General features: G+C 30.5%; 21 protein-coding genes and 1 tRNA gene. 17 read left to right on the forward strand and 5 right to left on the reverse strand.

Annotated features, from left to right (window positions below; genetic code table 11):
• The first annotated feature begins 1 nt into the window (after position 1).
• The 9 genes from tolB (at position 2) to ABXT58_RS00825 (ending at position 10423) form a co-directional block, all read left to right on the forward strand.
• Positions 2-1342 carry a Tol-Pal system beta propeller repeat protein TolB gene (tolB, locus tag ABXT58_RS00785; RefSeq protein WP_415304170.1) on the forward strand — a complete coding sequence of 447 codons (1341 nt, stop codon included), beginning with the start codon at positions 2-4 and terminating at the stop codon, positions 1340-1342.
• Between the two features lie 85 nt (positions 1343-1427).
• Positions 1428-1910 (forward strand): peptidoglycan-associated lipoprotein Pal, encoded by a 483-nt coding sequence (pal, locus tag ABXT58_RS00790; RefSeq protein ID WP_415304171.1) that lies wholly within the window; start codon positions 1428-1430, stop codon positions 1908-1910.
• A gap of 83 nt (positions 1911-1993) precedes the next feature.
• On the forward strand, positions 1994-2974 hold the full coding sequence (gene ybgF, locus ABXT58_RS00795; protein ID WP_415304172.1) for a tol-pal system protein YbgF: 981 nt from the start codon (positions 1994-1996) through the stop codon (positions 2972-2974).
• Positions 2934-3968: a tRNA lysidine(34) synthetase TilS gene (tilS, locus tag ABXT58_RS00800; RefSeq protein WP_415304173.1), complete on the forward strand. Its 1035-nt coding sequence runs from the start codon at positions 2934-2936 to the stop codon at positions 3966-3968. Before ybgF ends, tilS begins: the two co-directional genes overlap by 41 nt.
• A gap of 72 nt (positions 3969-4040) precedes the next feature.
• Positions 4041-5927, forward strand: a complete 1887-nt coding sequence (gene ftsH / locus ABXT58_RS00805; RefSeq protein WP_415304898.1) for an ATP-dependent zinc metalloprotease FtsH — start codon at positions 4041-4043, stop codon at positions 5925-5927.
• Positions 5928-5933: 6 nt separating this feature from the next.
• Positions 5934-6986, forward strand: a complete 1053-nt coding sequence (folP, locus tag ABXT58_RS00810) for a dihydropteroate synthase (RefSeq protein WP_415304174.1) — start codon at positions 5934-5936, stop codon at positions 6984-6986.
• Positions 6986-8317, forward strand: coding sequence for a phosphoglucosamine mutase (gene glmM, locus ABXT58_RS00815; protein WP_415304175.1), 1332 nt, complete (start codon positions 6986-6988; stop codon positions 8315-8317). The genes folP and glmM overlap by 1 nt, the downstream gene beginning before the upstream one ends.
• A gap of 1 nt (position 8318) precedes the next feature.
• On the forward strand, positions 8319-9131 hold the full coding sequence (gene thiD / locus ABXT58_RS00820; protein ID WP_415304176.1) for a bifunctional hydroxymethylpyrimidine kinase/phosphomethylpyrimidine kinase: 813 nt from the start codon (positions 8319-8321) through the stop codon (positions 9129-9131).
• Positions 9131-10423 (forward strand): adenylosuccinate synthase, encoded by a 1293-nt coding sequence (locus ABXT58_RS00825; protein ID WP_415304177.1) that lies wholly within the window; start codon positions 9131-9133, stop codon positions 10421-10423. The genes thiD and ABXT58_RS00825 overlap by 1 nt, the downstream gene beginning before the upstream one ends.
• Here ABXT58_RS00825 and rpoH read toward each other — a convergent pair.
• The gene (rpoH, locus tag ABXT58_RS00830) at positions 10420-11301 is read right to left on the reverse strand and encodes an RNA polymerase sigma factor RpoH (protein ID WP_415304178.1); all 882 of its coding nucleotides are present in this window, start codon (positions 11299-11301) and stop codon (positions 10420-10422) included. The two genes, ABXT58_RS00825 and rpoH, sit on opposite strands and share 4 nt — an antisense overlap.
• Before the next feature lie 54 nt (positions 11302-11355).
• The gene (locus ABXT58_RS00835) at positions 11356-12336 is read right to left on the reverse strand and encodes an RluA family pseudouridine synthase (RefSeq protein ID WP_415304179.1); all 981 of its coding nucleotides are present in this window, start codon (positions 12334-12336) and stop codon (positions 11356-11358) included.
• Positions 12337-12359: 23 nt separating this feature from the next.
• Between ABXT58_RS00835 and ABXT58_RS00840 the strand changes: the two genes are divergently transcribed.
• A tRNA-Arg gene (locus ABXT58_RS00840) sits at positions 12360-12436 on the forward strand.
• A 16-nt stretch (positions 12437-12452) separates the two neighbouring features.
• Here the strand turns inward: ABXT58_RS00840 and ABXT58_RS00845 are convergent.
• Positions 12453-13385: an L-threonylcarbamoyladenylate synthase gene (locus ABXT58_RS00845; RefSeq protein WP_415304180.1), complete on the reverse strand. Its 933-nt coding sequence runs from the start codon at positions 13383-13385 to the stop codon at positions 12453-12455.
• A 20-nt stretch (positions 13386-13405) separates the two neighbouring features.
• Between ABXT58_RS00845 and ABXT58_RS00850 the strand changes: the two genes are divergently transcribed.
• Genes ABXT58_RS00850 through dxs form a run of 3 tightly spaced genes read left to right on the forward strand, consistent with a single transcriptional unit; the run spans position 13406 to position 16426 of the window.
• The gene (locus tag ABXT58_RS00850; protein ID WP_415304181.1) at positions 13406-13651 is read left to right on the forward strand and encodes an exonuclease VII small subunit; all 246 of its coding nucleotides are present in this window, start codon (positions 13406-13408) and stop codon (positions 13649-13651) included.
• A complete protein-coding gene (locus ABXT58_RS00855; RefSeq protein ID WP_415304182.1) occupies positions 13641-14513 on the forward strand; it encodes a polyprenyl synthetase family protein in 873 nt (290 codons plus the stop codon). The genes ABXT58_RS00850 and ABXT58_RS00855 overlap by 11 nt, the downstream gene beginning before the upstream one ends.
• Positions 14510-16426, forward strand: a complete 1917-nt coding sequence (dxs, locus tag ABXT58_RS00860; protein ID WP_415304183.1) for a 1-deoxy-D-xylulose-5-phosphate synthase — start codon at positions 14510-14512, stop codon at positions 16424-16426. The genes ABXT58_RS00855 and dxs overlap by 4 nt, the downstream gene beginning before the upstream one ends.
• 10 nt (positions 16427-16436) lie before the next feature.
• Here dxs and aroC read toward each other — a convergent pair whose 3' ends face one another.
• A complete protein-coding gene (aroC, locus tag ABXT58_RS00865; protein WP_415304184.1) occupies positions 16437-17519 on the reverse strand; it encodes a chorismate synthase in 1083 nt (360 codons plus the stop codon).
• Between the two features lie 33 nt (positions 17520-17552).
• Here aroC and pdxH point away from each other — a divergent pair, with 33 nt between their 5' ends.
• On the forward strand, positions 17553-18179 hold the full coding sequence (gene pdxH, locus ABXT58_RS00870) for a pyridoxamine 5'-phosphate oxidase (RefSeq protein WP_415304185.1): 627 nt from the start codon (positions 17553-17555) through the stop codon (positions 18177-18179).
• On the opposite strand, the gene ABXT58_RS00875 is transcribed toward pdxH, so the two are convergent.
• The gene (locus ABXT58_RS00875; protein WP_415304186.1) at positions 18176-19189 is read right to left on the reverse strand and encodes a polyprenyl synthetase family protein; all 1014 of its coding nucleotides are present in this window, start codon (positions 19187-19189) and stop codon (positions 18176-18178) included. The genes pdxH and ABXT58_RS00875 overlap by 4 nt on opposite strands.
• Before the next feature lie 112 nt (positions 19190-19301).
• Between ABXT58_RS00875 and ABXT58_RS00880 the strand changes: the two genes are divergently transcribed.
• From ABXT58_RS00880 to ABXT58_RS00890, 3 genes are read left to right on the forward strand one after another with little or no spacing between them, the layout of a single operon-like run.
• The gene (locus ABXT58_RS00880; protein WP_415304187.1) at positions 19302-20108 is read left to right on the forward strand and encodes a S49 family peptidase; all 807 of its coding nucleotides are present in this window, start codon (positions 19302-19304) and stop codon (positions 20106-20108) included.
• Positions 20098-20982 carry a glycine--tRNA ligase subunit alpha gene (locus ABXT58_RS00885; RefSeq protein ID WP_415304900.1) on the forward strand — a complete coding sequence of 295 codons (885 nt, stop codon included), beginning with the start codon at positions 20098-20100 and terminating at the stop codon, positions 20980-20982. The genes ABXT58_RS00880 and ABXT58_RS00885 overlap by 11 nt, the downstream gene beginning before the upstream one ends.
• Positions 20982-21857 carry a glycine--tRNA ligase subunit beta gene (locus tag ABXT58_RS00890; RefSeq protein WP_415304188.1) on the forward strand — a complete coding sequence of 292 codons (876 nt, stop codon included), beginning with the start codon at positions 20982-20984 and terminating at the stop codon, positions 21855-21857. Before ABXT58_RS00885 ends, ABXT58_RS00890 begins: the two co-directional genes overlap by 1 nt.
• Position 21858 lies beyond the last annotated feature (1 nt).

Genomic DNA, 21858 nt, shown 5'->3' on the forward strand with positions numbered 1-21858 from the left:
AATGTTATTTAGATATTTATATGTATTATTAATCTTATTACCTATTAAGGCCTTTGCTTTAATTGAAGTTGATATTACTAGGGGAAATTTAAACCCCTTACCTGTTGCCGTTTCACCTTTGGCTATAGACAAATCTTCGAAAGATAATTTTAAAAAAATATTAAAAAAAGAAAACCTTGGATTGGAAATATCTGCCATTGTTGAGAATAACCTAAAACAATCTGGCTTATTTAATCCTCTTAATAAAGAAGCGTTTCTTCAAAAGCCAGATATTGCAAATTTAAAACCAAGGTTCGAAGATTGGAATTTAATAAAAGCTCAAGCTCTAGTAACAGGCAAGGTTACTTTTGTAGATGAAAAATTAAGAGTAGAGTTTAGATTGTGGGATGTTTTAGCTGGAAAAGAAATGATGGCATTAGCTTTTACAACCGTGCCAAATAATTGGAGAAGAGTAGGGCATATAATAACAGACAAGGTTTATGAACGTTTAACTGGTGAAAAAGGTTATTTTGATACAAGAATAATTTATATTTCTGAAGAAGGTCCGAAAACTAATAGAATAAAAAAATTAGCAATTATGGATCAGGATGGGTTTAATAATAAATTTTTAACTCTTGGCAATGAGTTGGTTTTAACGCCAAGATTTAGTCCAACCAATCAAATGGTTACATATCTTTCATATTTTAGAAATTTACCCAGAGTTTATTTACTTGATATTGAAACTGGAATGCAAGAAGTAGTTGGCGACTTTCCAGGCATGACGTTTGCTCCAAGATTTTCTCCTGATGGAAAAAAAATTATAATGAGTTTTGCTAAAGATGGAAACTCAGATATATATACAATGGATCTTGAGAATAGAATTGTTGAGAGAATTTCTAACCACCCTTCAATTGACACGTCACCCTCTTATTCTCCCGATGGAAAATATATTACTTTTAATTCTGACAGAAGTGGTTACCAACAAATTTATGTCATGAATAGTAATGGGAAGAATGTTAAAAGAATTTCATTTGGAAATGGCTTATATGGAACACCCGTATGGTCTCCAAGGGGTGATTTAATTGCATTCACAAAACTACATAAGGGAAAGTTTTATATTGGAGTTATGAGAACGGACGGAACAGGTGAAAGACTATTAACTGAAAATTTTTATCAAGAAGCACCCTCTTGGTCTCCAAATGGAAGAGTATTAATTTTTTATAGAGAGACAAAAACCAATATAAAAGGAGAAGGCTTTTCAGCTAAATTATGGTCTATTGATCTAACTGGTTATAACGAAAAAATGGTTGAGACAGAAACAGATGCATCAGACCCATCATGGTCATCATTATTAAGTAATTAACTGTTAAATTGCTTGATTTTTTAACTTGAAACATCTAATTAGTTGTGAAAAAGTAAGTAATTCAAATAAGAATTAAGGAGCAATAATGAACCTAAGTAAAACTTTAAAAAACGGATTTTTAATATTAGTAGCATGTTTAGTTTTAAACGCTTGTGCAACTAAAAAGACAGAAACAATAGGGCAACTTCAAGGTGATGTTTACACCGGGTCAGAATCGGTTGAATATTTAGCATCAGGTGTTCCTGACAGAGTTTTCTTTGCAACGAATGAAACAGTTCTTACAACTGCTTCAAGAGAAACTTTAAGAAAACAAGCTGCGTGGTTAAGAAAAAATTCAGATATTAATGTTGTATTAGAAGGTCATGCTGATGAAAGAGGTACAAGAGAGTACAACTTAGCATTAGGAGAAAGAAGAGCTAATTCAGCGAAAGACTATTTAATGACTTATGGAATTTCTTCAGACAGAATTTCAGTATTAAGTTATGGTAAAGAAAAACCTGTAGATTCAGGCTCTAATCCTTTGTCATGGTCAAAAAACAGAAGATCAGTTACAGTTAAAGCTAACTAGTAAAATAAATTTATAAAAGACCCTATTGCTTAAGTATATAGGGTCTTTTTTTTGCCATCATTATAATTACTACTCAATTAACCATGTTTAATTATAAAAAATTCACTCAGTTAAAATTTACACTTATATTTATTTTTTTATCTAATGTGGTGTTTGCAGATAACCACAACATAAATAAAGTTTTAAAACTAATTCAAAAAGATTTAAAAACACTAGAAAAAGCAGTCTACTCTGGATCAATTAATATAGAAAACTCTGATAGTAAAAAAAATTTTGATGCAAATTCGGAAGATGTTTTGACAAGACATTTATTAAAATTATCAGAGGTGGAGAGTCAGTTTCGAGAACTTACTAATAAGTTTGAAGAAATAAATTTTAAAATAGATAAGTTATCGAATAGACTTTCCAAAGTTCAATCTGATAATCAATTAAGATTTCAGGATATCGAAAGCTCATTATCTTCAGGTGATGTTAGTCAAAAATTAACAACTAAGCCAAAAGAGCAAGTAAAAAAATTACCAGGTTCTTCGCAGCCACAAGACTTAGGTTCAATTTCATATAAAGATACAGCAAGTAATGAAACTACTCAAAAAATAGAATCAGTAGAAACTACCGCTTCAATAGTAACAGAAACATTTGAAGCAGAGCAAAATCTACTACCCAATGATACCCCAGAAAAACAATATGAATTTGCAACTAGTTTTTTAAAAGTAGGTGATTACAGTACAGCAGAGAGAGCTTTTAGAGAATTTGTAATAACCAATTCAGAACATAAACTTGCTGGTAATGCCCAGTATTGGTATGCTGAAACATTTAGAATTAGACAACTTTATACCGATGCGGCTACTGCTTATCTTGAGGGATATCAAAAATATCCAAAAGGTGAGAAGGCTCCTATAAATTTATTAAAACTTGGTGTATCAATGGTTCAAATAGGAGAGAAAGAGCAAGGTTGTAAAATGATTGTGGGAGTTGAAAAGCAATACCCAAAAGCTAATCAATCGGTTCTTCAAAAAGCAAAGTATGAATCTAAAAAATTTGAGTGCTCAAAGCAAAAAACATAAAAAAATTCTTAGCCACCTAAATCAAAAAAAGATATTTAAAATTTATAATAAGTTTTCATCTTCATTAAAAACTAAAGAAGATTTAGCAGTAGCTGTTTCAGGAGGACCAGATAGTTTGGCATTAGCCTACTTAACTAAATGCTATTCATTAGAAAATAAAATAAAGGTTAAATATTATTTAGTTAATCATAAACTTCGAAAAGAATCTTCATTAGAGTCTGAAGTAGTAAAAAAAATTCTAAAAAAAATTGATATTCAGTGTAAAATTTTAAATTGGAATGGAAAAAAACCATCTAAAAATATTCAAGCTACAGCTAGAAATAAGCGATATTCTTTATTGGCAAATGAGTGTAAAAAAAATAATATCAAATATTTATTATTGGGGCATCATCTAAACGATCTATATGAAAATTTTTTAATTAGAATAGTTAGAGGCAGCGGATTAAATGGACTAATTTCATTTAGTAAAAATACAAAATATAGATATCAAAATTTGAAAATCATAAGACCATTATTAAATTTAGAAAAAAAAGATTTACTTTTTATTTCTAAAGAAGTGTTTAGTTTTTTTGTTAAAGACCCATCAAATATTAATGAGGATTATAAAAGAACCAGGATTAGAAAACTAATATACTCACTAGAAAAAGAGGGATTGGATATAAAAAAACTTAAACTAACTATTAATAATTTAAAAGACTCGGATAAGTCAATTAAATTTTACGTAGATAGAAATTTAGAAAAAAATTTAGTTTTTTTAAAAAAAAAAAATATTTATATTCTAAATAATAATTTTTTTGATCAATCGCATGAAATAATTTTTAGATCTCTAACAAAAATAATTCAGAGATTGGGAAAAAAATATTATCCAGTCAGAGGTAAAAGTGTAAATGAACTGATTAAAGGGATTAGTGCCAATTCATTTTCAAAAGTTACTCTTGGGGGGTGTTTTGTTGAAAGAGCAAATGAAACCATAATAATATCTAAAGAAAATTGACATTAAGTTTAAATTTTGTAACAATTTGACACTTGTTTAATTCATAAAAATTATTATCTTATAACTATGAATATGAAGAATTTAGCGATGTGGGCCGTAATTGTTTTTTTAACAATTGGTCTTTATAATATGTTTAAAAACCCTCAAGCTAATGTGGGTAAAAATAATTCAATCATATTTTCAGAATTTCTAACTGAAGTTGATAATGGTGGGGTTGTAAAAGTAGATATACAGGGAAACAATATAAGAGGACTTCTTGCTAATGGAAATTCTTTTTCTACATACTCACCAAATTATCCAAACCTAATTGAAAAATTATCTAGTAAAGGTGTGAGCATTTCAGCGGCTCCACTGGAGGATAAAATGCCATCGCTCTTCGGAGTTTTATTATCATGGTTTCCGATGCTATTATTAATTGCTGTTTGGATTTTTTTCATGAGACAAATGCAAGGTGGAAAAGGTGGGGCAATGGGTTTTGGTAAGTCCAAAGCTAAATTAATGAACGAATTAAAAGGCAAAGTAACATTTGACGATGTTGCTGGTGTAGAAGAAGCCAAAGAAGAAGTTGAGGAAGTCGTTCAATTTTTAAAGGATCCAAAAAAATTTAGTAGACTTGGCGGCAAAATACCAAGAGGATGTTTATTGGTTGGTCAACCAGGAACAGGTAAAACCTTACTTGCAAGAGCTATAGCAGGAGAGGCCGGTGTTCCGTTCTTTACTATATCAGGTTCAGATTTTGTTGAAATGTTTGTTGGAGTTGGAGCATCGCGAGTTAGAGATATGTTTGAGCAAGGTAAAAAGAATTCACCCTGCATTATTTTTATAGACGAAATAGATGCCGTTGGAAGAAGCAGAGGTGCTGGCTTAGGTGGTGGAAATGATGAAAGAGAACAAACTTTAAACCAATTGTTAGTTGAAATGGATGGTTTTGAAACTAATGAAGGGGTAATAATTATTGCAGCTACAAACAGACCTGATGTATTGGATCCAGCTTTATTGAGACCAGGTAGATTTGATAGACAGGTAGTTGTTGGACTTCCAGATATTATTGGAAGAGAAAAAATATTAAAAGTGCATGTTAAAAAAATCAAAATGGCGCCTGATGTAAATTTAAGAATAGTTGCAAGAGGAACACCAGGTTTTTCAGGTGCAGACTTAGCAAATATAGTTAATGAAGCAGCATTATTGGCAGCAAGGAAAAATAAAAGAATAGTTACTTTAAACGAATTTGAAGAAGCTAGAGATAAAGTCATGATGGGAGCCGAAAGAAGATCTATGATTATGACTGAAGAAGAAAAAACTTTAACAGCCTATCATGAAGCTGGACACGCAATAGTAACCATCAATGAAGATGCTGCGCATCCAATTCATAAAGCAACAATTATTCCAAGAGGACGAGCCTTAGGAATGGTCATGCAACTTCCAGAAAGAGATGAATTATCTCAAACAAGAGAACAGCTTCATGCTCAATTAGCTATAGCTATGGGTGGAAGAGTAGCAGAAGAAATTATTTTTGGTGAAGATAAAGTTACAACTGGTGCATCAAGTGACATTGAGCAGGCGACTCAAAGAGCAAGAGCAATGGTGATGAGAGCAGGTCTTAGTAAAGAATTAGGACCAGTTGCTTATGGTGCAAATGAAGAAGAGGTATTTTTAGGCAGATCTGTTGCAAGAACTCAAAATATGTCAGAAGAAACTGCTAAAAAAGTAGATTCAGAAATTAGAAAAATTGTAGATAAAGGCTATGAAAGAGCAAGAAAAGTTTTAACCGAAAAAATTGATGACTTGCATAAATTAGCAAAAGCTCTTTTAACATACGAAACACTTTCAGGTGAAGAGATAGAGAATTTAATAAATAAAAATATATACCCAAACAATAAAGAAGATTTAAAAGTTGAAGATGAAGATAAAGGTTCAGCTTTAAGCTCAATGGGCCTTAAGCCAAAAATAGTTCATTAAAAATAAATGAAAAAGTATTACACAAGGGTGTGTAATTTTGCTTACGGTAAATCATCAATAAAGTTAATTAGAGAGAAAAAAAATCTTCCCTTAAATGGTAATAAAGAATTTTCTTTTAGCCAAATAGAAATTATTACCCGAGATTCAAAAAAAATAATTGATCTTAAAAATATAAAAAAATTACCAAAATTACTAAAAGAAAAAATTGATAAAGATCTTAAAATCATTACTAAAAAAAATAACAACTTTTCAAATTTAAATTTTAATAAAATTCCCAACATAATGGGAGTATTAAATCTAACACCAGATAGCTTTTCTGATGGTGGTAAATTTAATAAAAAAAAAGCAGGGTTAAAACATGCATTTGATTTATTCAAATTCGGCGCAGATATAATTGATGTGGGTGGAGAATCTACAAGACCAGGATCTAAATCTATAAGTGAAGAAAAAGAATGGAGTAGAATTGAAAAGATTATAAGAGAAATTGGTAAAAAAATTCCACTTTCGCTTGATACAAGAAAAGCAGGTATTATGCATAAAGGAATTAAGATAGGAATTAAGTTGATTAATGATGTCTCAGGATTAAGTTATGACTCTAAAACAGTTGATCTGTTGAAAAAAAATAAATCTCCATTTGTAATTCAGCATTCACAAGGAAATCCAGAAAATATGCAAAATAACCCAAAATATAAAAATGAATTATTAGATATATATGATTTTTTTGAAGAGAAGATAAAATTTTTAAGATCTAAGGGCATAAAACATAATAATATTATAATTGATCCAGGTATTGGATTTGGAAAAAATTTGAAACATAATATGAATTTAATTAGAAGTATTTCTATTTTTCATACACTTGGTTTTCCTATACTACTTGGACTTTCTAAAAAAAAATTTATCAAAGATTTGTCTGGAAAAAATGATACTAAAGAAAGGCTTGGAGGCACTATTGCTTCCTCAATATATTCAATGATGCAAGGTGTTCAAATCTTAAGAATTCATGATGTTAATGAATTAATACAAAGTATAAAAGTATTTAAACAATTAATAAAAAATTAATGATAAAAAAATATTTTGGGACTGACGGAATAAGAGGTCTTGTAAATAGTAGAAACATTAACGGTGATATGTTTTTTAAATTTGGTCTAGCATCAGGAACATATTTTAAAACACAAAAAAAAAATAAACAAGTTGCAATAATTGCAAAAGACACCAGACTATCTGGTTACACTCTAGAACCTGCTTTAGTATCAGGGCTTACCTCTGCTGGAATGCATGTTTATACACTAGGCCCTTTACCAACAAATGGCCTTGCAATGCTAACAAAATCTATGAAAGCAAACATGGGCATTATGATTACTGCATCTCATAATCCATATTATGATAATGGATTAAAATTATTTGGTCCCGATGGATTGAAACTGTCTGATAAAATAGAAAAAAAGATAGAAGCTTTAATTGATAAAACAATTGAAAATAATTTATCAAATCCAAAAGAACTTGGACGTGTAAAGCGGCTAGAAAGTGGAAACAAAGATTATATCAAAATACTAAAAAAAAATTTTCCCAAAGATTTCAACCTTAGAGGCTTGAGAATTGTTATTGATTGTGCAAATGGTGCTGGATATAAGGCTGGACCTGAATTGCTTAAATCTCTAGGGGCAAAAGTAATTGCCATTGGAATAAAACCTAATGGTTTAAATATTAATCAAAATTGCGGTTCTACCTTCCCAAATAAAATTAAATTAGCTGTAAAAAAATATAAAGCCCATATAGGAATTTCTCTTGATGGTGATGCTGACAGAATCATTATGTGTGATGAGACAGGAAACATAGTTGATGGTGATCAGATAATTGCAGCACTAGCAATTAGATGGAAAAGAAAAAGAATGCTAAGAGGTGGTGTTATCGGAACTTTAATGTCCAACTATGGATTAGAAAAGTTTTTTAAACAAGAAAATATAAAATTTCATAGGGCAAATGTAGGAGACCGTTATGTAAAAGAAAAAATGCAAAAAAATAATTTTAATTTAGGGGGCGAACAATCTGGGCATATTATTTTAGGTAAGTTTGCAACTACTGGAGATGGCTTATTAGTTGCGTTAGAAGTTTTATTTTCTTTAAGAAAAGGGAAAAAAGCTAGTAACTTTTTTAATACCTTTAAAAAAACTCCTCAAATATTAGAAAATATTAACATTAAAGATAAAAATATAATTAATAATATCAATGTAAAAAATTCCATCAAACACGCAGAAAAATTGATGAAGGGACAAGGGAGAATAGTGGTTAGAAATTCAGGAACAGAGTCAAAGATCAGAGTAATGGGTGAGAGTGAAAATAATAAATTACTTCAAGAGTGTTTAAAAATTATATTAAAAGAAATAAAATAAATTGAAACCAAAGTCTAAAATATTAATTATTGCTGGTTCAGACTCATCCGGAGGTGCTGGAATTCAAGCTGACATTAAAACTATTACTGCTCTAGGCTCATATGCAATGACCGCAATAACAGCTGTAACAATTCAAAATACAACAGGTGTTAAATCGATAGTGTCTATTGAACCAAAAAAAATTTCTGACCAAATAGAATTTACTTCAAGAGACATTAAGCCTGATGCGATAAAGATAGGAATGCTACATTCTGCTAATGTAATAAAATCTGTAATTCGTTCTTTGGATCTTATTAAAGTTAAAAAAATAGTTTTAGACCCTGTTATGATTGCTAAAGGTGGAGCCAAACTGATAGATGAAAAAGCAGTTCAACTATTAAAAAATGAATTAATAAAAAAAGTTAGCTTGATAACGCCAAATATCCCAGAAGCCGAAATATTAACTAATACTGTAATAAAAAATAAAGAAGACATGATTCTTGCTGCAAGTATTTTGATGAAATTAGGGGCAAAAAATGTTTTTATAAAAGGTGGTCATTTAGATTCTAGAGTGGTCCAAGATATTTTTGTTAACAAAAAAGAAATTATGCTTATAAAAAATAGAAGAATTACAACCAGCAATACGCATGGAACTGGTTGTACGCTGTCATCTGCTATTTCCACATTCTTTGCATGTGGAAAAACATTAAAGAAATCTTGTGAGCTAGCAACTAAGTATGTAAATAATTCCATAAGATCTAACCTAAATTATGGTAAAGGCCATGGTCCTATAAATCATTTGAGTTCAATAATAATAAATAAAAAATTTAAATAATGAAAAATGTAGTAGTTGTTGGATCACAGTGGGGAGACGAAGGAAAAGGCAAAATAGTTGACTGGTTATCAGATCAGGCTGATGTTGTTATTCGTTTTCAAGGTGGTCACAATGCTGGGCACACACTAGTTATTGATGGTGTTACTTATAAATTGAGATTACTTCCTTCTGGAATTGTTAGAAAAAATAAAATTTCTATTATTGGCAATGGAGTTGTAGTTGACCCTTGGGCACTATTAGAAGAAATTGAAGAAATTAGATTTAAAGGTGTTGAGGTAAATATAAATAATTTTATAATATCTGAATCTGCAAACCTTATTTTGCCTTTTCATAGAGAGATGGATGAAATAAGAGAAGATGCAGCTGGAAAGGGAAAGATTGGCACTACAAGACGTGGAATTGGACCTGCTTATGAGGATAAAGTTGGAAGAAGATCTATCCGTGTTATGGATTTAAGATCTGAAACAAACCTTGATCATAGACTGGAAACTGTACTTCTTCACCATAATGCAATTAGAAAAGGATTAGGTAAAAAAATTTTTGAAAAAGATAAGTTAAAAGAAGACCTATTAAAAATTGCTCCAGAAATATTAAAGTTTTCTCAACCAGTATGGCTTAGAATTGATGAATTTAAAAAAAAAGAAAAGAAAATACTATTTGAGGGTGCACAAGGAATTCTATTAGATGTTGATCATGGCACGTATCCTTTTGTAACATCATCCAATACCGTTGCATCTGCTGCTGCTACAGGAACTGGTTGTGGGCCAAACTCCATCCATTATGTACTTGGTATAACAAAAGCTTACACAACTAGAGTTGGAGAAGGTCCATTTCCTACGGAACTAACTGATGAAACGGGAGAGTTGCTTGGATCAAGAGGAAAAGAATTTGGAACAGTAACAAGTAGAAAGAGAAGATGTGGTTGGTTCGATGGGGTTTTGGTCAGACAAACAATCAAAATTTCAGGAATAGATGGAATTGCATTAACCAAATTAGATGTTTTAGATGAACTTGATGAAATAAAAATGTGTGTTGAGTATGAATTGGATGGAAAAAAAATGGATTATCTTCCTGCTGCAGTTGAGGATCAGCTTAAGATAAAACCAATTTATAAAACTTTTCCTGGATGGAAAAGTTCTACTCAGGGAATAAAAAATATTGAGGCTTTACCAGAAAATGCAAAAAAATATATTTACGCTTTAGAAGATTTTATAGGAACTAAAATTTCAAGTATTTCGACAAGTCCTGAACGAGAAGATACAATTCTTCTAGAAAACCCTTTTGAAGCTTAGTTTACTGGAAGTAAATTTTTAGATTTGGCGGATAATAACATGTGTTTTTGAAGTTTTTCAAAAGCTTTATTTTCTATTTGTCTAATTCTTTCCCTGCTTATTTTATATTTTTTACTTAGATCCTCGAGCGTTGTAGGTTCATCATTTAATCTTCTAGAATATAAAATTTCTCTTTCTCTTTCATTAAGAATTTTTATAGAATCTTTCAATAGATTTTGTCTTTGCCCCATCTCTTCTTGATGTGCAAATTTAAGGTCATGATCTAGCTCTTTATCAACCAACCAGTCTTGCCACTCATCACCATCCTCACCAACTTGAGCATTTAAAGAAAATTCTTTGCCAGAAAGCCTCCTATTCATTGAGACAACCTCATGTTCGCTAACATCTAGTTTATTCGCTATTTCATTTACATGTTCAGGCCTTAAATCACCTTCTGACTGTGGAGCAATTTGATTTTTAATCTTCTTTAAATTAAAAAATAATTTTTTTTGTGCAGTTGTTGTGCCTATTTTAACTAAACTCCAAGATCTTAATATATATTCTTGAATAGAGGCTCTAATCCACCACATTGCATAGGTTGCCAATCTAAAACCCTTTTCAGGTTCAAATTTTTTAACAGCTTGCATTAAGCCAACATTTCCCTCTGAAATCATCTCATTAACTGGAAGACCATATCCCCTATAACCCATCGCAATTTTAGCAACAAGTCTAAGGTGACTGGTTACAAGTTTTTCTGCAGCTTTAACGTTTCCAGTTGTTTTCCAATTTTTTGCCAGCATATATTCTTCTTCAGCTGCTAACATAGGAAATTTTTTAATTTGCTCAAGGTAAGCAGATAGGCCACCCTCATTTGAAAGTGCAGGAAGATTGTTATTCATCGTAGTTCTCATAAGTTGTATTTATTTAATTAATTATTGTAATATTTCAAGATCTTATTTGCCAGTGTTTCTAAGCAATACTAGAATATTTTCAAGTTCTTGTGGCAAAATTGAGGTAAAAGTCATTTCATCATTAGTTTTGGGGTGAATGAAGCCCAGTGTATGAGCGTGTAGAAATTGTCTATCCAATTTATAAATTAGATTTTCTAAACTAGTGTCGATATTTTTAAGCTTTTTGTATTTCTTTTTATACTTACCATCACCCATAATGCTGTTGCCCATATGTGTCATGTGAACTCTTATTTGGTGCGTTCTTCCCGTTTCTAATCTACACTCAACCAAACTTAGTGTGGGAGTTTTATCATTTTCAAAAATTTCTATAGTTTTATAATTAGTTATTGCCCTTTTTCCTTTGGAGCTACTAACTTCCATCATCTGTCTATTCTTTGAACTCCTAGTTATAAAAGTATCAATTTTTCCAGATGAAGGTCTAAGCTTCCCCCAAATTAAAAGTTGATAAACTCTTGTAATTGTATGTTCACTGAATTGATGAGATAAATTTTCATGTGTAATATTATTTTTTGCTATAACTATTAACCCAGAAGTGTCTTTATCTATTCTGTGCACAATACCTGGTCTTAATTCATCTCCAATTGTAGATAATGAATCTTTATTATAGTGCATTAAAGCATTAACAATTGTTTCATCATAATTACCGGCTCCAGGGTGCATGATTATTCCAGCTGGTTTATCAATTATTAATAAATCATCATCTTCATAAACAATTTTTAATTTGAAATCATAAGGTTTTAATGAAGCTTCTTTTGGTTCTGGAATTTGAAGATCTATTTTATCACCAGTACATATTTTTTTTGAAGGACTGTTAACAATTATATTATTTAACTTTAATTTTTCTTTTAAAATTAAGTTTTTAATTCTAGTTCTACTAATTAACTTCTCTCTTTTGTTAACGAATACATCAAGTCGAAGATTATTCTCATTTGTCTCAACTATTAAATTAATGTTTTTTTCCATAAAATGTAATATTAATACTATATGCGCTGCTAGCTCAACTGGATAGAGCACCAGATTTCGAATCTGGGGGTTATAGGTTCGACTCCTATGTGGCGCACCATAATTAAGTTAAGTATTTAATATCTAGAGGCCCTCTGCAATCTATCATTTATAACTTTTCCCAATCCTTTATTAGAAATTTTTTCTACAGCAATTGATTTGTACCCTTTATTTTTTATTTTTCTTAAACAAGAGTATAGGTTTTTTGCAGCTTCATCTAAGTTATTTTTAGTAGTTAAATAAAAATAATTTTTTAACTTAGTTTTTCTTTTTTTAATTATTATAAATGCTTCATCATCTTTTGGCTTAATTATATTCATTCTCAGAGGTATACCAGGAGAATAATGAAGACGAGATTGGCCTGGTGCAATTTTCTTCTTAGGGTTAATTGTTATATTTAATTTAAATCCTAAAACTTTTTGGATTTTTGAAATATCTAAACCACCCAATCTTAATATAGTGGGCTCACCTATAAGGTTAATGATAGTGGATTCGATGCCAATTGCACACGCTCCACCATCTAAAATATATTTAATTTTATTACCAAATTCTTCTTTAACATCTTTAGCTTTAACTGCACTTACTTTTGTAGTGATATTAGCACTAGGTGCTGCTAATGGATAATTTAATTGTTTTAGTAAATTTTTAAATAGAGTGTGTTTTGGTAATCTTACCGCTAAGCTTTTTTGATTATTAGTAACGTATTTAGAAATTTTAGAATCTTTCTTTAATTTTAATACGTATGTTATCGGACCAGGAGAAAATTTTTTATAAAGTTTGATGAAATTTTCATTTATTAAACAATCTCTTTCTAGAGAATCAATATCGTGATAATGAACAATTAAGGGGTTATTTTTAGGCCTTTTTTTTAAACTAAAAATCTTTTTTATTGCGGAATCCATGTAGGCATTAGCTGCTAAGCCATAAACAGTTTCAGTTGGGACGCCTATACAGTAATTTTTATTAAGGTATTTTTTTGCTTTTTTGATATTTGATTGATTAGATTTCATGTATTAATAATTATTATTATATGAAAGATAAAAATTTACCACCTGATAATAACTCTCAATCTCTTGAAGAGCTAACAAAAGAAGCAAATAATATTATTGAATCTTTAGAAGCAGAAAAAGATCTTCAGAACTCAATTGATTCTTATCAAGAACTATTAAAATTAAATAATATTATCGAAAAAAAATTTCAAAAGACTTCAAAAATAATCAATGAAGAAACAAAGAAAAAAATTAATAATATAACTTCAAAGAAAAATGATAGATAAACTTGTTAGAATAGCAGAAGATACCAATTTATTTTTAAAAAAGTTTATTAAGAAACAGAAAAGAACAGAATTAGTTACAGCCATGGAGTATGGTTTATTTCCAGGAGGAAAAAAAATTAGATCAAAAATTTTATTAGATATAGGAGCTGTATTTAAAATTGAATATAAAATATTAATTGCTATAGGCGCTGCGGTAGAGTGTATTCATGCTTATTCACTCATCCATGATGATTTGCCATGTATGGATAATGATAAATTAAGAAGAGGAAAGCCTTCTACTCATATTAAATTTGGTGAGTCCACAGCAGTACTTGCAGGAAATTCTCTTTTAACAATGGCTTTTGAAATTTTAACTTGTTCAAATTTAAAGATTAATGAAAAAACAAAAGTAGAATTAGTTCAAAAATTGTCTGAGTCTTCAGGACACCTAGGTATTGCTGGGGGACAGTATTTAGATCTAAGCTTTGAGAAGAAAAAAATTTCTAAAAATAAAATTATAGATATGGAAATAAAAAAAACTGGAAAGCTATTTAGCTTTTGTTGTGCTGTACCAGTCATTATTAAAAAGAAAAATAATAAAGATATAAAATTTTTTGAAAATATTGGTGGGAATATAGGTCTTTTATTTCAAATAGCAGATGATCTTATTGATTTTAAAGGCTCTTCTAAAATTGCAGGAAAAATAACTGGGAAAGATAAAAAGAAAGGTAAAGCTACTTTAATCAGTTTACTAGGATATCAAAATGCTATTAAGTATAGTGATAAAATTAAATCTAAAATAATCAATGATTTAAAAAAATATAATTCTAACACTAGTAATTTAAATGAGACTTTAAATTATATTTTAACAAGAAACAAATGACACAAGAATATAAATTTTTAAAAAATATTAATTTCCCTTCTGATTTAAGAAAGTTGTCTGAAAATAATCTTCAAGAGCTATCTAATGAAGTCAGACGTGAGATGATTAATGCAGTTTCTGAAACAGGTGGACATTTAGGGGCAGGTTTGGGCGTTGTTGAGCTAACAGTTGCCTTGCATTACATATTTGATACTCCCAATGACAAGCTAATTTGGGATGTGGGTCATCAAACTTATCCTCACAAAATTCTAACAGGAAGAAAAGCTAAAATTAAAACTTTAAGACAGGGTAATGGTTTGTCTGGATTTACTAAAAGGTCTGAAAGTGAATACGATCCTTTTGGTGCTGCACATAGTTCCACATCTATATCTTCAGCATTAGGGATAGCTGAGGCAAATAAATTATCCAATAAATCAAACAATGTAATTGCCGTTATTGGAGACGGGGCAATTAGTGCTGGTATGGCCTATGAAGCCATGAATAATGCAGGCGCTTCAAAAACAAAAATGATTGTTATTTTAAATGACAATGACATGTCTATTGCAAAACCAGTAGGCGCTATGAGAACTTATTTAGCTAAACTTTTAACAGGAAAAATTTATTTTAATTTAAGAGAAACATTTAAATTAATCACTTCAGCTTTTTCTAAAAGATTTAGTGCAAACGCTGGAAAAGCTGAAGATTTTTTACGTTCAGCCGTAACGGGTGGTACTCTTTTTAATTCTTTAGGATTTTATTATGTTGGTCCAATTGATGGACACGATTTGACAACTCTTCTACCAATTTTAAAAAACGCAAGGGACTCAAAATATCAAGGCCCGATTATGATTCATATTAAAACTAAAAAAGGAAAAGGTTATTCATATGCTGAAAAAGCAACCGATCATTATCATGGTGTTTCAAAATTTGATGTTGTAACTGGAGAGCAAGTAAAAAGTGGAACCAATCTGCCAGCCTATACAAAAGTTTTTGCAAATACTTTGGTTAAACATGGGGAAAGAGACAGTAAAATTGTAGGAGTTACAGCTGCAATGCCAGGTGGAACAGGAATGGATGTTTTTGCCAAAGCTTTTCCAAAAAGAATGTTTGATGTAGGGATCGCTGAGCAGCATGGAGTTACTTTCGCTGCAGGATTATCAACCGAAGGTTATAAGCCTTATGTTGCAATCTATTCGACTTTTCTACAAAGAGCATACGACCAAGTGGTTCATGATGTGGCCATTCAAAGTTTACCTGTGAGGTTCATAATTGATAGAGCAGGTTTGGTAGGTGCTGATGGATCCACTCATGCTGGCTCATTTGATATTACTTATCTTTCTACACTTCCTAATTTTATAGTCATGGCCCCAAGTGATGAATCGGAACTAGTTAAAATGATTAATACTTCTGTTGATATAAATGACAAGCCTAGTGCAATTAGATATCCTAGAGGAACTGGAGTTGGATTGGAATTGCCATCTATAGATGAGAAAATAGAAATAGGAAAAGGAAAGGTTATTCAAGAAGGAAAACAAGTTTGTATTTTGAGTATAGGAACAAGATTAGAAGAATGTAAGATTGCAGCCGAAGAATTAAAAAATAAAGGGGTTAATTCAACAATAGTCGATGCACGGTTTGTCAAACCTTTGGATCAAGAACTTATTTTAAAGTGTGCCAGAGAGCATGAGGTAATGATTACTGTAGAAGAGGGATCTATAGGAGGTTTTGGTTCTCATGTTAAAAATTTATTAGCAGAAAAAGGTATATTTGACAGAGGTCTAAAATTTAGATCTATGACATTACCTGATACTTTTATAGAACAAGATAGTCCAAAAAAAATGTACGACGTTGCAGGTCTTAATGCATCCCAAATATCAAAAAAAATACTAGATATTTTATTTACAAAAGATTCGATTAAAGCAGTTAAGAATTAAATTTAAAATATTAACTACATTGAGCTTTATTCATTAGATAGTGATCTAATAAAACACAATTCATCATTGCTTCTCCTACAGGGACCGCACGTATTCCAACACAAGGGTCATGTCTACCCTTAACTGAGATAGTAGTATTTTTTCCAAATTTATTTATAGTTTTTCTAGTTGTTAAAATAGAAGAGGTTGGCTTAACAGCAAATGAAACAATAATTTCTTGTCCTGTAGAAATTCCTCCAAGAATTCCACCTGCATTATTAGAGTTAAATTTTAATTTTTTACCTTTTTGTGAAATTTCATCTGAGTTTTGTTCGCCACTTAATTTCGCAGAATTCATTCCTGAGCCAATATTAACACCTTTAACAGCATTGATACTCATCATTGCAGAAGCAATATCCATATCTAATTTAGAATAAATAGGAGCGCCTAAACCAACAGGAATTCCTTTAGCTCGCACTTCAATTACTGCTCCACAAGAAGATCCTGATTTTCTTATATCTAACAAATATTTTTCCCAAAGTTTGACCATGTTTTTATCTGGGCAAAAAAATGGATTTTTATTAATTGTTAGATCACTCCATTTAGTGGTATCACATCCCAATATTCCTAATTGAGTAACAGCACCAACCACTTTAAACTTTTTACCTAATTTATTTTCTAAAACTTTTTTAGCAATCGCACCTGCTGCAACTCTTGAAGCTGTTTCTCTTGCAGAAGATCTTCCACCACCACGGTAATCTCTTATTCCATATTTCTTAAAATACGTAAAATCAGCATGTCCTGGTCTAAACTTATCTTTGATATTTCCATAATCTTTTGATCTCATGTCTTGATTATAGATAATTAAAGAAATAGGTGTTCCAGTTGTTTTACCCTCAAATATTCCTGATAAAATTTGAACTTTATCGTCTTCTTTTCTCTGTGTGGTAAATTTTGACTGTCCAGGTTTTCTTTTGTCCAGTTCTACCTGGATATCTTGTTCTTTTAGGTTTATATTGGGTGGACATCCATCAACAACGCACCCAATTGCAAGACCATGAGATTCTCCCCAAGTTGTGAAACGAAATTGCTTTCCAAAAGTATTAAATGACATTATCAATATTATATAGATTATTTTGTTAAAATTATGAATCAAAAAAACTCATTAGGCCTTAATAAATGCTTTTTAGATAAGAATGATCCAATAGACTTATTTGAAATTTGGATGAATAAAGCAAGAAAAACAGAGCCAAACGATCCAAATGCAGTGGCGTTAGGAACTTCCGATCATAATAACTCTCCATCAATTAGGATGGTTTTATTAAAAGACTTTAATAAAAATGGATTTGTTTTTTATACCAATTTAAATAGTCAAAAAGGGAATGAATTAAAGAATAATCCAAAAGCAGCAATGTGTTTTCATTGGAAAAGCCTCTTAAGACAAGTAAGAATTAACGGAACAGTGCAAAAAGTTTCTAATAAAGTAGCTGATGAATATTACAATACCAGAGGATATGAAAGCCGGATCGGAGCATGGGCCTCGAAACAGAGCTCTATTTTAAATAATAGAGAGGAACTTTTAAATTCAATAGAGGAGTACAAAAGAAAATATTATAATAAAAATGAAGTTCCAAGACCAGATTATTGGTCAGGTTGGAATTTAATGCCTGCAAGTATAGAATTTTGGTTAGATGGAGATAGTAGAATTCACGAAAGGCTTAAATATATTAAAGATGATGTGGGTAACTGGACCAAGTCTTTATTAAGCCCTTAGAAACTTCTTTCCAGACTAAATGAAGTAAGATTTTCTAAAATTTTTTTTTCATCACTATCTTTGAATGCTGTTAAAGAATTTGAAGCAAGATTAATGTAGTGTTCAGCTTTTTTGTAACATTCTTTAATTATATTATATTTCTTAATAAGCTCTAAAGTAAAATTTAAATCCTCATCAGACCTAGTTTCTTGCTTGAAAATATTTTTTAATTTTTCTTTTTCTATAGAGGTTATATTTTGAAATAATAAAATTACAGGTAAGGTAATCTTACCTTCAAAAAAATCTTTGCCAATCTTTTTACCAAAAAATTTTAAATCAGAGTTATAATCCAAAGTATCATCAGCAATTTGAAATGTTAAACCTAAGTTTTTTCCATAAAACTCTAGTGCTTCTTTTTCCTTTGTTTCTTTATTAGATAAAATAGCCCCAACTTTAGTTGCTGCAGAGAAAAGCTCGGCTGTTTTAGCTGTTATAATTTTAAGATAAGTTTCTTCTAACATGTCAACTTCACCTTTATGTTGTAGTTGCAATACTTCTCCTTGAGCAATTTTTGATGAAGTTGAGGATAAAAGTTTTAGAACTTCCAAATTTCCATCTTCTACCATCATTTCAAAACACCTACTTAGAAGATAGTCTCCGACCAGTACAGAAGAGTGATTTCCCCAAATTGAATTTAATGTTTTTTTTCCTCTTCTTATATTTCCGAGATCAATAACATCATCATGCATTAACGTTGCACCATGTATCATTTCTACACATGCGGCTAAATTAATATCTCGACCACCTTTTGTATATCCACATAACTTAGCTGATCCAAGAGTTAATAGAGCTCTCAATCTTTTCCCACCAGTTTCTATGTGGTAGTCAGTCATTTTTTGTACTAAATCAACCTCACTCAAAAGTTTTGACTTAATCTTTTCCTCAACTAAAACTAATTTTTCATCAACGGAATCCTTTAGTTGAAAATAAGAATTGTTTATTTGGTTTCTAAGCTGAACAACTGTTCCCATAAAAAATAAGTTAGTATAATTAAGTTATATTTATTACTTATCAATTGACGCACCTTAATCTTCAACTATAAGTAGGCTTTATATTATATCAAAAATTCTATAAGGATTAACAATGTTCTCTTTTTTTAAAAAGAAAAAAATAATAGCTCACATCAAGCTAAATGGTGTGATTGGTAATGCAGGAAAGTTTAAGCAAGGCATAGATTTTGCAGGACAAGAAGAGATCATTGAAAAAGCCTTTTCTCTAAAAAAGGCAAAGGCAGTAGCAATTACTATAAATTCACCAGGTGGATCGCCTGTACAATCGCACTTAATTTATAAATTCATTAGAGCTCAAGCCAAAAAAAATAAAATTAAAGTTATAGTATTTGCTGAAGATGTTGCAGCCTCTGGTGGATATTTAATAGCTTGCGCGGGTGATGAAATATATGCAAATTCTAGCTCCATTATTGGCTCTATAGGAGTTATCTACTCATCTTTTGGATTTACGGAGCTGATAAAAAAAATTGGTGTTGAAAGAAGGGTACATACGGCTGGAAAAAATAAAAGTTCACTTGATCCATTTCAAGAGGAAAAAACAGAGGATATTGAAAGACTTAAAAGTATTCAATTAGACCTCCATAAAGATTTTATTCAAGTGGTAGAGGAAAGCAGAGGTTCTAAGCTTAATAAAAATGAAATTGAATTATTTTCAGGTGAGTTTTGGGCAGGAAGCAAGGCTAAAGAACTAGGACTAGTAGATGGATTGGGTAATGCAAACGAAATTTTGAAAGAAAAATTTGGTGAAGACATTGTTATTAAAAAATTCGAAAAATCTAAAGGTTGGTTAAGTAAAAAGTTCTCATCTTCTAGTAATCAAATGGATCAACTAGCTAATATTGTGGAAGAAAGATCTATCTGGCAAAGATATGGCTTCTAAAGAAAAAATTACAAAACCTAAATTTCAATCATTTCAAGATACTATTTTGAATCTTCAAAAATATTGGGGCAAACAAGGTTGTATTATTCTGCAACCATATGACATGGAAGTTGGAGCTGGAACTTTTCATCCTGCTACAACTTTAAGATCATTGGGTCCTAAACCTTGGAAGGCAGCTTATGTTCAACCATCAAGAAGACCTACGGATGGAAGGTATGGAGAAAACCCAAATAGATTGCAACATTATTATCAATTTCAAGTTTTGATAAAACCATCACCAGATAATATCAAAAAAATTTATTTAAATAGTCTTACTGTGATTGGTATTAATCATAAAGAGCATGACATTAGATTTGTTGAAGATGACTGGGAAAGTCCAACACTGGGTGCTGCAGGACTAGGTTGGGAGGTTTGGTGTGATGGAATGGAGATTACTCAATTTACATACTTTCAGCAAATGGCAGGAATTGAATGCAAGCCAGTTTCAGTTGAGATTACTTATGGCCTTGAAAGAATTTGCATGTTTACTCAACAAAAGAAAAACGTTTATGATCTATTATGGAATGACGAAGGTGTAAAATATAGAGACGTATTCCTTCAAGCTGAAAAAGAGTTTTCCGCATATAATTTTGAACATGCTAATACAGATAATCTATTTAAAATGTTTGATATGCATGAGCTTGAAGCAAAGTCATTAGTAGATAAAAAAATTTCACTACCAGCATATGATCAATGCTTAAAAGCAAGTCATGTATTTAATATTTTGGATGCAAGAGGCGTTATAAGTGTTGCTCAAAGAGCTGGATATATAGGACGAATTAGAGATATTACAAAAGCAGTTGCTGAAAGCTGGTTGAGCAGTCAAACAGATTAATGTCAGAATTTTTTTTAGAATTATTTAGTGAAGAGATACCATCTGGTTTACAGCGAAATTCACGTAATACCTTATTAGAAAGCTTTCAAAAGTTATTTGAAGAAAAACAAATTTCATTCAAGAAAAGTTCGTCCTTTTCAACACCAAATCGTCTTATAATTTTATTTGAGGATTTGTCTAAAGAAATAATACAAAAAGCCGAAGAGATAAAAGGGCCAAATGTTGACGCTCCAGAAAAAGCTGTAGAGGGTTTTTTAAGGTCAAATCAAATAAATAAAAAAGACTTACTTAAAAAAAAGATAGAAAAAGGGGAATTTTACTTCTTTAAAAAACCTTCAAGTAAAATTAATACAATTGATTTGCTTGAAGAGTACACCCCTTTAATCCTTGATAAATTACAATGGAAAAAATCAATGAGATGGGGAAACTATAGTCTCAACTGGGCAAGACCATTAAAATCTATTTTAGCTGTTTTTGACAATAAAAGTTTAGGTTTTAAATTTCATCATTTAATATGTTCCAACACTACATTTACAGATAAAGAATTTGAAGATAAAAAAAAAATATTTAAAAATTTTAAAAGTTATAAAGATTTTTTTAATCAATCAGGCATAATTATAGACCATGTACCAAGAAAAGAATTTATTATTAAAGAAATTGAAAGAATATCCATCAAAAACAATTTTATTATTGAGTCTAATACCAAACTTTTAGATGAAGTTACGGATATAGTGGAGCAACCTAATGTTATAGTGTGTAAATTTGACAAAAAATTTTTGAATATTCCAAAAGAAATTTTAATAATTACAATGCAATATCATCAAAAATATTTTCCAACTTTTGATAAAAAAAAAAAATCACCAATGAATTTTTAGT

This window comes from Candidatus Pelagibacter sp. Uisw_090 (genome assembly GCF_047717845.1).
Lineage (GTDB): Bacteria > Pseudomonadota > Alphaproteobacteria > Pelagibacterales > Pelagibacteraceae > Pelagibacter.